Origin of the sequence: Bacteroides zhangwenhongii (assembly GCF_009193325.2) — a bacterium.
GTDB lineage: Bacteria > Bacteroidota > Bacteroidia > Bacteroidales > Bacteroidaceae > Bacteroides > Bacteroides zhangwenhongii.
In genome coordinates, this window is record NZ_CP059856.1 from 3433870 (window position 1) to 3449245 (window position 15376).

At 43.6% G+C, this 15376-nt stretch carries 7 protein-coding genes; all 7 read right to left on the reverse strand.

All coding sequences use genetic code 11. The features are described 5' to 3' along the window. Positions 1-173: 173 nt before the first annotated feature. Genes GD630_RS21360 through GD630_RS13930 form a run of 7 tightly spaced genes read right to left on the reverse strand, consistent with a single transcriptional unit; the run spans position 174 to position 15352 of the window. Positions 174-1880, reverse strand: a complete 1707-nt coding sequence (locus GD630_RS21360) for a sialate O-acetylesterase (protein ID WP_238482918.1) — start codon at positions 1878-1880, stop codon at positions 174-176. A gap of 14 nt (positions 1881-1894) precedes the next feature. Further along, positions 1895-3637 carry a RagB/SusD family nutrient uptake outer membrane protein gene (locus tag GD630_RS13905; RefSeq protein WP_143866168.1) on the reverse strand — a complete coding sequence of 581 codons (1743 nt, stop codon included), beginning with the start codon at positions 3635-3637 and terminating at the stop codon, positions 1895-1897. A gap of 12 nt (positions 3638-3649) precedes the next feature. Then, positions 3650-6823, reverse strand: a complete 3174-nt coding sequence (locus GD630_RS13910; protein WP_143866170.1) for a SusC/RagA family TonB-linked outer membrane protein — start codon at positions 6821-6823, stop codon at positions 3650-3652. Positions 6824-6862: 39 nt separating this feature from the next. After that, complete coding sequence (locus tag GD630_RS13915) at positions 6863-8554, reverse strand: fasciclin domain-containing protein (RefSeq protein WP_143866172.1); 1692 nt, start codon at positions 8552-8554, stop codon at positions 6863-6865. A 24-nt stretch (positions 8555-8578) separates the two neighbouring features. Beyond that, a complete protein-coding gene (locus GD630_RS13920) occupies positions 8579-10378 on the reverse strand; it encodes a fasciclin domain-containing protein (protein WP_182505621.1) in 1800 nt (599 codons plus the stop codon). A 12-nt stretch (positions 10379-10390) separates the two neighbouring features. After that, the gene (locus GD630_RS13925; RefSeq protein WP_143866177.1) at positions 10391-12013 is read right to left on the reverse strand and encodes a RagB/SusD family nutrient uptake outer membrane protein; all 1623 of its coding nucleotides are present in this window, start codon (positions 12011-12013) and stop codon (positions 10391-10393) included. Positions 12014-12025: 12 nt separating this feature from the next. Continuing rightward, positions 12026-15352, reverse strand: coding sequence for a SusC/RagA family TonB-linked outer membrane protein (locus GD630_RS13930; RefSeq protein WP_182505622.1), 3327 nt, complete (start codon positions 15350-15352; stop codon positions 12026-12028). Positions 15353-15376 lie beyond the last annotated feature (24 nt).

The following is a 15376-nucleotide window of genomic DNA, read 5'->3' on the forward strand; positions in this document are numbered from 1 at the left end:
ATAGCGAAGAATTTTGGAATAATAAAATTAGTCCGAACCGGAAATAAAACAAATCCATATTCCCCGGTCCAGACTATCCCAATTATCAAACAACCTAAAAACCTCTATATCCACCCTTTCCTGTATATCCAAACAATACCTATAATCTTTAAATTGAGCTTATTTATACACATTTATAAAGTCATTAGCCAGTTTTCCAGATCCTCCATCATTTCAGCACGTTGAGCAAATGGTCTTTTGTTGTATCCCCAACCATGCTTCCCGCTACTGTAAATATGCATTTCCGAAGCAATTCCCAACCTTCTCAATGCCTTGTGATAATTCTCCGAGTGAATAGGTTTCACACTTTGATCGTCACCTGACAGTGCAATAAATGCACCCGGAGTTCTTTTATCTACCTGTAACTCATTACTATATCTTTTCACCAGTTTCTCATCCGGATTTTCTCCCAGAAATTGCTTCTTTGATCCCTTATGCGCATTTTTTTCTTCCATTGTAATTACCGGATAAAGAAGAATTTGAAAAGCCGGGCGCAATTTGGCTGAAGCGTGGGTGGCAATAGTAGAGGCTAAATGCCCGCCTGCGGATGACCCCATTACTCCGATACTATCCGGAATAATATTCCATTCTTCAGCATGTGCTCTAATATAACGCATTGCTTCACAAGCATCCGAGACAGGTACTTCCGGATTGCCATTCGGCATCCTATATTTCAATACGATTGCTGCCATATTCCGTTTATTAAAGTATAAAGCCCAGTCGTACCCCTCATCTTTCATTGCCAAGTGATCATATCCACCTCCGGGACAAATTAGAATTGCTTTTACCGGTTTCTTCGAGACAGGAAGAAAAACTCTGATAGAAGGTTTATAATTATGCTTTTTATCATCGTACCCTTCCGTTTCTTTACCATTCGAATTAGGTAATCCTTGCTCCCATAAGTCAATATCAAATGGCGGTTGTGCAACGGTTACGTTCGCGGAAGAAACCCGCAGCATTGTCTCATACATTTGTCTCCCTAGATACTCGGCAGATGTTTTATCAAAATGAAGCCTGTCTTTCAGTAAAGTAGCTTTCGACATATCTACCAGATAGGCATTCTTATCCTCCGAAGCCAACCGTTTCATCGCTGCTTCTACCTCAGCATTATAACGTTTGTTCGATTTGGCTACAGAACCGAAGATGAAAGGCAGTTCCGAATAATCCTCACCGGTTTTCCGGGTGAGATGAGTACGTACATAAGCCAGTACATTTTTCAGATTATCGTAATAATCCGGACCATAATCCGAATCACTTTCTCCTTGATGCCAGAGGAAAGCATCAATGTGGTAACCTTCCGGCAAGCGAGACAGCGTCTTTGTTATACTATTACTTATTTGCTGGGCAAACGAAAGGAGCAACGATTTTCCTTTTTTCGCAGTAGGAGTATTTTGCGCTAACCATGCCGGGTCAGCAGACCAGTGTCCTCCACGAGAACTTGTATTCTCTGGTGTTATTGACGTGCCTCCTACTGCCCACTTTATTACGTAAAAGTCTTTTTGATACAACTGTTCCAACAGATAATAGGTAACAGCATCATAGCCCCAACGATTACGACGAGGCCAAAAAGGAACAAATTTTCCATCCACACGATTCTGTGAGATTTTGCAATATTTATAAGCCCCTTTCGTGAAACCGGTACTATCTATTCCCATACTCCTGATATATTCCGGCAAGTCCGAGACAGGCACCCTCCCATCGGTATTAGACTGTCCGGCCACAATAACAACATGAGCCCGCTCCTGTGCATATACTGCAAAACATAAAAGCCCTGTTATCAACAAACAAAAATAACGTTTTAGTTCTTTATTTTCAGACAAGTGTATTAAAACAGTCTTCATCGCCCCTCCCGTTTTCACTTTGATACATTCAAATACCACTTCTCTTCAGATGAGAAATCCGGCATGGATAATCCCGAACGCTCATATTTCCTGCCTATCACTTCTTTCAGATACTCACTGCCGGAGCCTGCCTTTTCCTTATTCATACGTCTGGCCACACGAATCAGATCACCCCAACGATGTCCTTCAAAAGCCAGTTCCAAAGCAGATTCTTCTATCAACAGTTTCTCCATACATTGTACATCTGTTTCACCGGCTTCCGGTTCCATCTCCTTAGCTTTCAACGATACACGACCGCGAATTCCCGTAAATTCACGCCAAGGACTACGATAGTAAGGCGCATCTATACTTCGTGCATCAAAGTAAAAAGGTTCCGGATAAGGCTGTCCGTATTCATAACTGGTCACACAGTCCCATTCTCTTTTAGCTTCCGATTCAGGAGTATAACGGTAAGTTGTTTTGAATCCTTCATTTAAAATCGAATAAGCAAGTTTCGTATACCCACAACGGTTCACAGCCTCCGCGTAACGTAGCAACACCTGTGCGGCACGATTCAAGAACCAACGTCCCTTTTTCTCATACGGCTTTGCCGGATCATAATCATATAAATATTTCTGAACTACATATTCACCATTTACCAGTTTGTAAGAAGAGTCACGCCCACGTCCGTCAAACTCCGCACCGTTCTTTTGTTCCTCCTTTTCCCATAAGTCGGTAACCGCATAGGCTGAAGGCATCAACTCATACTTTCCTTTTCCTTCATTGGCAAACAATTCAATCAAGGGATAATAAGGTTCAAAAGCCGGATCATAGCTTATTGTCCAAATCAACTCACTCCACAAAGCAGACTTATCTGCCGGAAAAGCGAACATATTCAGCCAGGTATTCTTGTAACTGTTCATATCGCCATCCATATATCGTTCATAAAAGACCTGAAAATAAGTATCTCCACCGGTAGAATAGCTTCCGCAACGATACCTGACCGCATTAGCCGTAGAAGCCTTATTCTCGTCGGTAGACAGGAATTTACGATATTGCACGGCAGCCTCCCGGTAATTCCCGTTCCAAAGATAAAGATCTCCCAAAAGAATACGCTTGTTAACAAAGAATCGTTTTAGGTCATACGTATCCAGTTTATACTTTATCAAGTCACTATTCAGGTAATCCTCCAAAGTCGGCAAATTCTCCATACATTCGATCAAACGGAGCAAGAGTTCATCCAACCCGATTTTCGGCAGTTGCTCCAGCTTCGAAGCATCTTCAACAGATACAGTAGGCTCCGTTACATAAACCGCCTTTCCGAAATACATACCTACTTGCAGATAAGTCCAGCAACGAAGAGCCGCTACATCCGAATAAAGTTCCGAGTATTCTTCCTGTGTCAACCGATTATTGGCAAGCATATCCTCAAAGCCTGCCAAAATATCATTACAGTTCTGAATGACGGAATAATAATTCGTCATATCCGCATATTTATTTCCCGAAGAAGGAGTATTAGCATTGATTTCCTGCAATTCTATAGATGCATTATCCGTCACATCCATCAAATCGGCACGAAGTTCTCCCAAAACGATAGTCTGCTCCGCCAGCCCCATAAATTTTCCATACAATCCCAATATGGCACTATTCGCATCATCGAGGGTCTTATAATGATTCTTATATTCCACTACCGATTCCAGTTCCGCATCCACACAAGAGCCGAACAACGTACAGGCAAACAGCCCGCCAAATATGATGACATTCTTTATTGATTTCATGGTTTACCTTATTTAGAGTCCGAGTTTTAATCCTACATAAAAAGTACGTGCCTGCGGTGTCGTAAAAGAGTCGATTCCATAACTCAGAGGACTGGTACTAATGCTGGACTCCGGGTCATAGCCTTTGTAAGCAGTCCAAGTGCACAGATTCTCCGCTACGGCATATACCTGCAATCCGGTAACAATCCCCTTTTTGATAGGCACATCATAAGCCAGTGTCAGATTCTTGAATTTCAAGAAAGAGCCATCCTCTATCCAACGGTCAGAGAAGCGGGAATTCTGCATCGGGTCACCATAGGTAGCTTTCGGCATGCTTGCTGCTTGTCCGTCCATACGCCAACGGTTCATCACAGCTTTGGTCTGGTTTTCCATGCCGGACATCGCCTCCAATGTCTGACGGGTATAGTTATAGATATCATTTCCTACAGAATACGTAAACTGCGCAGAAAGCGTAAAGTTCTTCCACAAGATACGGGTATTCAATCCTCCATAGACATCCGGATTAGGATCCCCTATCACAGTTCTATCTTTTTCGTCGATATATTTATCTCCATTCATATTGACAAATCGCATATCACCGGCACCGAAAGGCAGGTCCTTCAACCCGGAACGTACGTTCAATCCGTCAGTCTGCGCTTCCGTTTCCGTGCTATACACTCCGTTGGTCCTATATCCGTAGAATACTCCTAACGGTTTACCTACTTCTGTCAGAACCGTACCACCGGCTATTTCCGTCTGATAACTTTCGCCTTTCAATCGGGTTACCTTGTTCTTATAGTGTGAAGCGGTAATCCCCAAATCCCATTTTAGGGAAGCTGTATTCAACAGGCGGGCATTGACAGCCACGTCCACTCCTATATTTCTCATTTCCCCTCCATTATCCACATAAGTCGAGTATCCCGAAAAAGGAGTCACGGAAGAGTAGGTAAGCATATCCTTTACTTTCGAGCGATATACATCAGCGCTTAAAGACAAACGTTCGTTCATAAGCGCTACATCCAAACCAATATTCAGTTTGCCCACCCGCTCCGGTTTCAGATTCAGATTAACCAGATTGCCGCATACCAATCCGTAGTTACCCATCAGATTTTGTGAAGTATAATAGCGACTCCCTGTATAATTGCCGATATCGTCATTCCCGGCTACCGAATATCCTGCACGTATTTTCAGCAGGTCTATCCATGACAGTTCTTTCATAAATTTCTCCGACGATAATACCCAAGCGGCAGACACAGCCGGGAAAAGCCGGAAGAAGCCGACATTCTGTCCATAGCGGGAGGAAGCATCCGTCGACAATGTAGCATTGACAAAATAGCGGTTCTTCAAAGAGTAAGCCGCATTGCCATAGATGGAAAACCAGTTCCATGTTCCGAGTGCCCCTCCCATCTGCCGCAATGCATCCAAACCGGACTGCAAAGATTTAAACTCATCACTCGACGAATTATACGCCTTCGTCCAGTCGTCTTCCGCCTTATTGGTGGCATATCGTAAACCTACGGTTGCATCCAATTGATGTTCCGGACCGAATTTGAACAAGTAGTTGGCACGCGTTTCATCAAACAGCGAGAAAATACGCTCCGTATGATATTGCATTTCGTTTGTCACCAATGCAGTAGGGAGCTCATCGTACGGAATCCCTTGTCCCGGGTGAAAGATACTCTCTTTCGCTTTAGTCAGACGAAGTCCGAACCGCGTGCTCAAAGTCAGATTCTTCCATATATTATACTTCACATGAATGTTAGCCGTAAAACCATAATTGGAATTTTCCTGCTGCACACTGCCGGTCACTGCCGCCGGATTTGCCATACCGAAGAGATCCGTATCTTCATAATTCGGTGAGAGCTGATCCTGTTCATTATATACATAGCTTGACATAAAAGGCGACTTGACCAAAGAAGAGTAAATCGGATTCAACGGAGTCGCATTTCCTTCTTGCATCAAGTTCTTCTTACCATAGACAAAATTCATGTTTGTCTGTACCATAAACTTCTGTGAAAAAGTAATATCCGTATTGATTCTTGCAGAGAAACGGTTAAAGTCCGTACCTTTCACTACTCCTTCATTTTGCAGATACCCCAACGACAAAGCATACACGGCAACATCGTCACCACCGGTCACCCCTATTGAATAGTTATTCTTCAAACCTTCTACAAACAACTCATCCTGCCAATCGGTGCTTTTGTTATACCGATAGAAGTCCGGATTACCTTCATATCCCCAAGCTTGCTGTACAGGTCTTTCATTATTTATGAAAGGCAGTTTTTGAATATCACTACTAGAATATCCCCGACTTTGATATACATCCATCAGATAACGTTTCGACTGAGCAGCATCCAACATCGGAATACTACCAGGTTTCATATTCATCCCCATCACCGCTTGCGCTGTGATTCGTGTTTCAGGATCTTTACCTCTCCTTGTTTCTACAACAATAGCGCCATTTGCCCCTTTCACCCCATAAAGGGTCGTTGCATCCTTCAATACGGTAATCCGGTCGATGTCCTTCACGTCAATATCACAGAAAGGAGTGGAAAGATAGCCGTTTATCAGGGACGTACCGGCCGAAATATTCTCGATTACCATCCCGTCAATAATTAATAAAGGCTGATTATTTGCATAGATTGAATTGAATCCTCTCATAAACATATTCATCCCCGCATTTTCCATTCCCGAACGGGAAATCACATTCAGACCCGCTACTGTTCCTTGCAACAAGGTCTCACCGCTGGTAGACGGATTTAACGAGTTATCACCGTCCAACTGAACCACAGAAGTAGTAAGATGGCTTCCCGCCACTTCCCCCAACGGAGTTGTCACATTCCCGAATACACTCTTATGTGTTTCGTCATAGATACGTATATTCACCTCGTTCCGTCCTTTCAGCGCAACTCTTTTCTGTTGGTATCCGGGACCGGAAATCAACAATTCCACATCATAAGACGGTACTTTGATAGAGAACTTTCCGGTTTCATCCGTCATTGCCGCACTGATATCCGAGACAGTCACTCTTATTCCATTAACCGGATTTCCGGTAGCCGCTTCCACGACTGTTCCCGACACTTTCTCCTTATACTCGATACGTTTCTTCACTTTCAACGTACGAATCTTCTTATTGAACTTCTGCGCATTCGCAGACAAAGCGAACACACAAGCCAGCAAAAGAAATATATATTTTATCTTATTCATAGCATTTTCTTTCCTTTAATCGTTTCATCTGCATCCGTATCATTCACCGTCCGGAATACGAGGGACAAATTTTATATAATCAAGAAACATCATTCCGCCACTCTGATTGTCCTTGGAGTACGGATGAAAACCCGCCGTATTACAAACCATCAACTGTACTTTGCCCATTCGCGGAACATCGAAATCATATCCCTCTTCTCCTTCCACTTCTTCTTTCGGAATCATTCGGGAGTTGCTGGTATCCAACGTATATTTCCGAAGCTGTACCGGATAATCCCTGTATGTCTTATCTCCCGCTACTGAATAAGCAGCAAAAGCAACCGAGTTTCCCCAATAGTTATTTTGTATCGAGCCACCGGATGAGCGGGCAAGCTGTGCATCACCCGGCATTGCCGCAAACATCTTCTGGCAGACTACCAACGTGGAAGCCTCACTTGCCGGATCTTTTGCGATATGTTCAGCCATATCATCGTAAGAAAGCCAATAAACGTCATAGGTAACAGAGTTCAACCGTACTTCATACAGCAGATAAAAATTCATATCCGTGTTATAATTACTCGTATTGAAAACAAAAGAATACTCTGTACCTGTAACGGGATCCTTCTGGTAAGTCCGCGAAGACACCATCACGTCCTTTCCTCCACTTGCCCACGACGAGCGTGAACGGGTGTACACTTTAGAAGGTGAGTATGCACTCAAATAGTCTTCGGCCTCTACCACCACTGTCTTTATTTTATTCTCTTTCATCTTGACATCCACCCCATTCAAGAAACGAACCACTCCATTGGAGGCTTTATATTCGCTGACTTCTATCGGCGAAGGAACGAAGTCTGCCGCTTTTGAAAAATCTACCTTCACACCACTCAGGGCTATCGTTTCCCCTTGCTTAAAAACCAAGTCGCGAATCAGTTCGTCAACTACCAGCGAATCGGTCTGTTCCTCGTCACCCAAACTCATATACCTCGCATATTTAGCTTTCAACTCCTGGAAGTTAAGATCTCTCAATACAACGAATGTGTAGGAAGAGTCTTCATTATTAATCGGCATTTCCTCGAAAAAGTAATTCCGTGTAGTCCACACCGTATCATATACGGGCTGCCCCAGTTCATTCACCCCTGTCTGTACACTTCTCTCCGTATCCATTACTTTGGTAGCTTTCGCATACAGGCTGTCCAACTGTTCGTATTCTTCCGGAAACATTCCCCGAACATATTGCAGATACTCATCAATATTCATCAAAGGTTTATACGCCTTATCCACTATATGCAGGACTCCATTATTGCAAAGCACATTTGAATGTTCCGAGTCAAAACTCACAGTACTCATGGATTGGTTCTTTCCGTTTATCATTTTCAAACGACTGTCCGGTTGAGTTAATGTCTTCATATTATACAAACCAAAAGCAATATGATTCTTCACTATCGCAAGTTTCTCCTGCTCATTCCATTCACCTTCTTCATAATTTGCCACCAACTCTGAAATCGCGTCATTATCCGGTGCAAGAATTGTATACTCATATTCTCCATTCAGGATATTGACGTAACCGGTTTCCTCCAGCAAAAGATAAAAGGCAGAAAGATCCTTGTTCGCCTTTACGGCATCCAGCACACTTCCGTCCAATGTAGGAGTATCTACCTCCACATGATTGTCCCACTGGTTGTTACAGGCTGTAATCAATACCACAACTGCCAACAGCCATACACCTCTTATTATATTGAGTTTCGTTTTCATTGCTACTAATTTATCCGTTGATTTTTATTTATAAGGCCAGATATCTTTTATTCCCGGAGATTTCTCCTCTATTTGGTTACCTTTCATATCAAGCATCGGCCATACTTGATTTTCCGTAACCGGTATAAACTGAATCATATCATAGTGAGTAACCTTTTCTTGATACTGCTCTACCATATCGAAACGTATCGTATGGCGACCACTGGAATATACTTTAATCGTTCCCAGCAGAATACTGTTCATGCTCTTATCCGGTTTGTAGGTATACTGTTTCCACCCGTATTCCCTTTCCATTTCCGCATGATTGACCATATCCACTCCACGAAAGTCCTTCTTAGTCTTAGTACCATCCGCATCCTTTTCATAAATAATCGTTTTGACTTGTGCTATAGTTGCTGTTTTCTCTAAGACCTGATCATCCCGATTTTCCTGTTTAAAGGTTGTTTTCAGTATCGGCCCTCTTTTTGATGCATTCGAATGACGATAACATAACCATACTTTATAAGTTCCGTCTATCAATAAAGGTAACGTGAACTCAAAAGCCTTCACATAATTGGCATTGATGGTGAAGGTCAAATAATCACCATTTACATACTGTTGGTTCAGATTCATCGAAGGATTATCATCACTCATATTTACTACTCCATAAGTAATATCCGGATTAGCACTGCCTTTACCCGATTCGAACTTGACATCTTGATTTAAGTCTTTCATCTTAAACTTCTTAGTCTCCTTGCGATAGGCCGGATCCGATTTAATCTGCGGCAAGTCACACATATCGAAATCCACCCGATAGGCAGAACGTATCTTAATCTCCAATAAACCTCCGACTTCCTGCATCACTCCGTCCTCACAAGTCAAGTCTGTGTATTCACTATTTCTTAGCAGTTCGATTCCTGCTTCATAACTGGAAGCGCTCTTAAACCGGTTCAGCACAATGGACTGTCCGTCCATGGTACTGGTGATCACCTGATTCTCCACTTTAGTCATAACGGCCGATGTCCCTCCCAATAAATCAACAATATACCGTCGTCCTATTCCGATATGATAAGCCAGGAAGTTCTTTACCAATTCATCTTCCGCTATCCCCACCATATTCTTTTTCAAACGTACCAGCAGTTCCGCCTTATTATGGATACCTTCATCATTGAAAGTCTCATTACTCTGCACATAAACGGTATAAGTAGTATCATTTGTCATGACACCGGCCAAATACTCTTCATACTCGGCAAATAAGTCTTTGAACAAAGAATACTTTTCGGTAGGCAAAACAGCGACTTGCTGTCTCAAAGTCAATTCCGGTTTTTCCAATACCGCGTCAATCACGTGCAATACTCCATTCCCAAGTAAAACATCTTTTGTCACCATCCGTGCCTTACGGTCTACCATTACGTACACATTCCCGCTTTCATCACTCTCCGTTTTAGTAGTCAGATAATATCCCCGTATATTCGGAGTCGGCATTTTGCCGTCTTCAAAACGTGCCGAAGAAATCGTATCGCCAATAATATGGTAACCGACGTAAGCATCCGCTTCCTCTTTTGTCAGTTCGTCAATCGTCTTTCCTTCTTTCTCCATGAATTTTCTCACAGCCTCATCCGTCGGAGCCAGACAAGTATATGCCCCATAAGCATGAAGCATGCCCCGATAATCGGACTTATGCACTATTTTAAGAAACTCTCCCAAATGCTCGTCCATATATTCATCCAACATCTGTTCGCTCGTTGTTTGATATACACTCCCCATCAGACTGTCTTCGCACGCATTCAGAAAGAAAAGCGATAAAACACCCCAAAAAGTGTTCAACAATATATTGTTCTTCATGTCCATATAGATTTAATTCGTTGCATAAAACTCATTTTGTTCCAGTAGCGGGTTCGCATCCAATTCCTCACTGTAAATAGGAAGATAATGGCTGTGATAATTCCTATACTTCGCTTTCAGACTGGTCACCTTACTCGCCGGAGCACTATGTTCGGCTAACGTCATCAGATAGTTAAGGTTGTCACCTCCATAGTTATCACGTTTGGCCTGGCGTAACACGTCAAACCAGCGCTTCCCCTCATAAGCCAACTCGCGGGCACGTTCATCCAAAATGAATTTCTCCATATCTTTGCCCACATAAGAACCCTCCGACGCACCTAGATCTGTTGTTTCCACAGCATTCGCACGATCCCTGATTACTTTCACCAATCTATAAGCCTCTTTCAGCAACTCCTGATTTTCATTATCCGCAATTGCCATCTGTGTTAAGGCTTCGGCTTTCATCAGATAAATCTCAGCCAAGCGATAAATGATAAAATTACCGGTATATTCTGCTTGTGCCCGTTCCGCACTGGATGCTTTAGGCTCAACGCCTATATATTTCCAAAGGCAAGATTTATTCTGACAAATAATATTGCGTATATCGAAAAAGAACATATCTCCCGTTGCCGTCGGAATGAAAATATTCGACTCCAAGTTGGCCGTATTAATACCGATATAACCTCTTCCCGAACTCATCATAGAATAAAACGGATTCAGGTTCTCTGTAGAAAACTGCAATTCAAAAATACTTTCCATCGAATTGCCCTCGTAATACATCTGATTAAACAGAGCGAAATATGTAGACGGGTCGGGATAGTAAATAGTCACGCCGGACTCCTCCCCATCTTCTCCGCTTTCCTGTTTCTGCCGGGTAACCGGAATCAGCGTATACTGTCCGGAAGCAATGATCTCTTCGCATTTACGGTTGCACTTTTCATAATCTTCCATCCACAGATAAATATCAGCAAGCAAAGCCTTGACCGCCCATAAGGTCATTCTACCCTTATTCTGGGCTGCATCGGTAGTGCTGTAATGGCTAGGCAGATAATTGCCTGTCTCCAACGATTCCAAATCGGCGACTATCGCTTCCAACACTTCTTTCTGGCTACTTTTGGCAACGCTCATTTCCTGAGCAGCACTTATATATGCCTTACGGATAAGCGGCACATCACCGAAAGCACGTACCAGATAAAAGTACATCAGACTACGGATAGCAATCGCCTGACCCTCATATTCTTTTAAGGTAGCCGGAGAGAACGAAGGGTCATTGGCCTGTGCCGTCGGAGCAAACTCCAATATTGTGTTACAGATATTAATAGTCTCATAGAAAGAAGCCCAATCGAGCAAACTATTATCAATCGAGATCTCTCCGTTAAACACACTCACCACATTCGAGTTTGTCCTTTTTCCGGAAGTGATCATATCCGCCCGCCATTCTCCGTAGAGAAACAAGCGTTGTACCATAGCACTGGAAGCCATTGATAAATAAGCACCGTTCAGTACCGAACGCACATCTTCCTTCGTTTTCCAGAACTCATCCAACGGCACACCGTCATTGGGCATCAAATCCAGCCAATCGGAGCAAGAGGTAATTGTCAGGCCTTGCAAAGCCAATACGAACATCGTAATATATCTTGTTAGTTTCTTTTTCATAATCTTCCGGTTTTAAAAAGTGACACTCATACCCAACGTAGTTGTGAGCGTACGCGGAACACGCGAACGGTCATAACCGATATTAAACGGAGCACCAGTCAGGGCTATTTCCGGGTCCATGCCAGAGTATTTGGTCCAAACGTACAGATTGCTCATCGTCATCCATAGCTGACAGGTTTTGAGGAATGTTTTCTGCAAACGTTTCTTATCGAATGTATATTTCACAGTCAGTGATTTAAAACGCAGGAAAGAGCCGTCCTCCACAAAACGGTCGGAACCGAGATAGTTGTAAGCATTCTTCGAACCATAGACAGCTCTCGGCAGCAAATCAGTCGGCGCGGTCGCTTCATCCTCATACGGATGTCGCCAACGGCGCAATACTGCCTTACTCTGGTTATTGTAGGATGACATATTTTCCAGACTCATCCGCATCTGGTTAATAACCTTGTTTCCATAGCGGAAATTGAAAAAGGCGCTCACACTGATATTCTTATAACGGATATTCGGTCCGAAACCTCCTGTCAGTATCGGATTGGAATTACCTAAGTAAACAATATCCTGATGATCGATATTTCCGTCGTGATTGATATCCTCGTAAATAGCGTCTCCTGCCTGAAACTGATAATCAATGGTAGGATAAGCAAAACGCATTCTGACAGGAGTACGGTTGCCGTTCGCATCATAAGTAAATATCTGCTCACCGGCCGCATCACGGGCGATGGTCTGGTTGTCGTTCAGGTAAACTCCTTTATAACGGAAGCCGTAGATAGCCCCCATCGGCTGTCCCAACTCGAAACGGCGGATATATTGCCCATTGGAAGTAGAGACTCCTTTTTGCATCGGATACTGATCGGGCACATCCAGAATTGAGTTGACGTTGCGCGCCAGATTGAAGTTGAAAGAAATGCTCCACTTCTTATTACGATACGGAACGGTATTTACCGAAAGCTCAAAACCCTTGTTCTCCATCGAGCCGGAGTTGACATCCGCTTTAGAGAATCCACTCGTGGAAGGAAGAGACAGGTTTTGGAAATACTGGTCTTTCGAGCGTTTCTGATAAACTTCCACGTCTATATTCAGACGGTTCTTGAAAGCAGCAAAGTTCAGTCCGAAGTTGACTTGGGTACTCGTCTGCCATTTCAGGTTGCTTAACTCCAAGCTGGAAGGATATACACTCGCCTCACCCAGATAAGAATATTCGTATGGCTCATACAGGCTGATATGTTTATAATTGTTGTTCGTTTTTGGAGAAGAGCCGTTAAGACCATAACTTGCACGAAGGCTCAACTCATTCAGCCATTTCCGCCAAGGTTTCATAAACGGCTCACCGGAAACCCTCCAACGCATGGAGACACTGGGAAACAACCCCCATTTATTGTCCTTACCGAAACGGGAATTCCCGTCGTAGCGAGCAGTTCCGTTAATGATATAGCGATCGAGCAAACTATATTGGATACTTCCCATAACACCCACCGAACGCTCCTGTTGAAGAGTCGTAGTGGAAGTCAGATAAGACGCTCCCGTCAAACGGGAAGGAATGGAAGGATCTTTCAGATAAGTACTGGCCGTATTACCTCCGGTCATGCGGAAGTTGGTAGAACGTTTATCTGAAGTAGTCAACGCCAGCAAACCCTGAAAACTATGCATCTTGCCCAAGTCCGGCGTAAAGACGATTTTGTTCATCGTATAAATGGTGAAAGCTTCTCCGTCACGATCATCGGCACGATTCACTGTCGCTTCATTCCACGGGCGACCGGTAGCCGTCTGCGGCAGAAAAGCGTTCTTCTTGTTATTGGAAACGTTCAAACTAAAATCCGATTGATAACGCGCCCATGAGAAAGGTCGCCAGATAAGCGAGAGATTAGATACCACATTATTGGAAAGCGTTTGGAAATAACCGTCGTTCGCCATCGCCACAGGATTGTAAACGCCTCCCGACGAACTACTGGGATTCCATTTTCCCTGAGGAGATTCCAATGGAGTGAAATAATTATCGGTTAATATACCAATCTCATTATACTCATAAACACTCATGTTCGGCATACGTGTGAAAGCCATGTTACTTACATTCTGGCTGGTAGAGAAATAGGAAATATAGTTCTTACGGTCGTCTGTCCGGGTATATGCCATGCTTGCAGAAAACTTAATTTGTTTGGAAACATTATAATCCACGTTCAATCGGGCATTCATACGGTTCAAACCGGTTCCGATAACAACACTATTGGCGTTGTAATAGCCGATAGAAGCACGATACTGTGCCTTGTCGCCACCACCACTGATAGAAGCCGTATGATCCTGGCTGAATCCGGTATGGGTAATCTCATCATACCAGTCTGTATTCTGACCATAGTTGTAGAAATAATATGGTTGATTCACATCATAAGCAAATTCAGGATCGGAAGTAGGGTCATACACCTTTCCGCTATTCATCAGAGCCTCCTGTATCAGCGTCGTGTATTCATCACCGGACAACACCTGAATACCTTCCGGCTTATTTATCATCGTTCCTTTGAACGTATAGGAAATACGGGGCTTGCTTACCGTTCCCCGTTTGGTGGTAATGAGCAATACACCGTTGGCGGCTTTCGCTCCGTAAAGAGCGGTAGCAGCCGCGTCTTTCAGGACAGCTATCTCCTTGATATCGTCCGGTGAGATATTCAATAACTGCGAATATTCCTCTTCGTCGGCTGTGGCAAAGTCAAAGTCATCGTCTACCGACGCATCATAAGGAAACCCGTCTACTACAATAAGCGGTTGTGAAGACCCTGTCATAGAAGTGGTACCACGAATGCGGAGAGACATTCCGGCACCCGGATCGCCCGAACTGGCTGCAATATCCAAACCGGCGATACGCCCCTGAAGAGCATCTTCCACACTGGGTGCCGTCATTCCATCCTCCAGATCTGCCATCGAAACTTTTCCCATAGCCGTCGTGAGGTCGCGTTCGTTGATGTCCATCATTCCGTTGCTGGTTTTCTTACTGGCAACGATGGTGGCTCCTTCCAACATCACAGTTTCATCCTGCATCACAACATTAATCGTCATCCTTCCTTTCACGGGAATGGTAGCTTTCTTCATACCCGTATAGGAAACCACAAGATTGTCTCCTGCACGTGTCTCCACACGCATACTATAATTACCATCCATATCGGCAATCGCATTCCCTACCACACGTCCGTCTTTATTGAGAAGCATGACGTGCGCTCCCGGAAGAGGTAACTTATCAATGGCAGCAGTCACCACACCCCGAATCACGACTTTCGTGACCTGTGCCGTCGCCAGAGTAGTTATGCTACATATTATCATCAACAGGATGAATAGATATAAGTTCTTTCTCATCATTGTGTTTATTTAGATAAATAT

What these genes read in the sequence shown, in the direction of transcription:
- GD630_RS13930 (WP_182505622.1), bottom strand. Translation starts at nt 15,352, where the DNA reads ATGAGAAAGAACTTATATCTATTCATCCTGTTGATGATAATATGTAGC.
- GD630_RS13925 (WP_143866177.1), bottom strand. Translation starts at nt 12,013, where the DNA reads ATGAAAAAGAAACTAACAAGATATATTACGATGTTCGTATTGGCTTTG.
- GD630_RS13915 (WP_143866172.1), bottom strand. Translation starts at nt 8,554, where the DNA reads ATGAAAACGAAACTCAATATAATAAGAGGTGTATGGCTGTTGGCAGTT.
- GD630_RS13920 (WP_182505621.1), bottom strand. Translation starts at nt 10,378, where the DNA reads ATGAAGAACAATATATTGTTGAACACTTTTTGGGGTGTTTTATCGCTT.
- GD630_RS13905 (WP_143866168.1), bottom strand. Translation starts at nt 3,637, where the DNA reads ATGAAATCAATAAAGAATGTCATCATATTTGGCGGGCTGTTTGCCTGT.
- GD630_RS21360 (WP_238482918.1), bottom strand. Translation starts at nt 1,880, where the DNA reads ATGAAGACTGTTTTAATACACTTGTCTGAAAATAAAGAACTAAAACGT.
- GD630_RS13910 (WP_143866170.1), bottom strand. Translation starts at nt 6,823, where the DNA reads ATGAATAAGATAAAATATATATTTCTTTTGCTGGCTTGTGTGTTCGCT.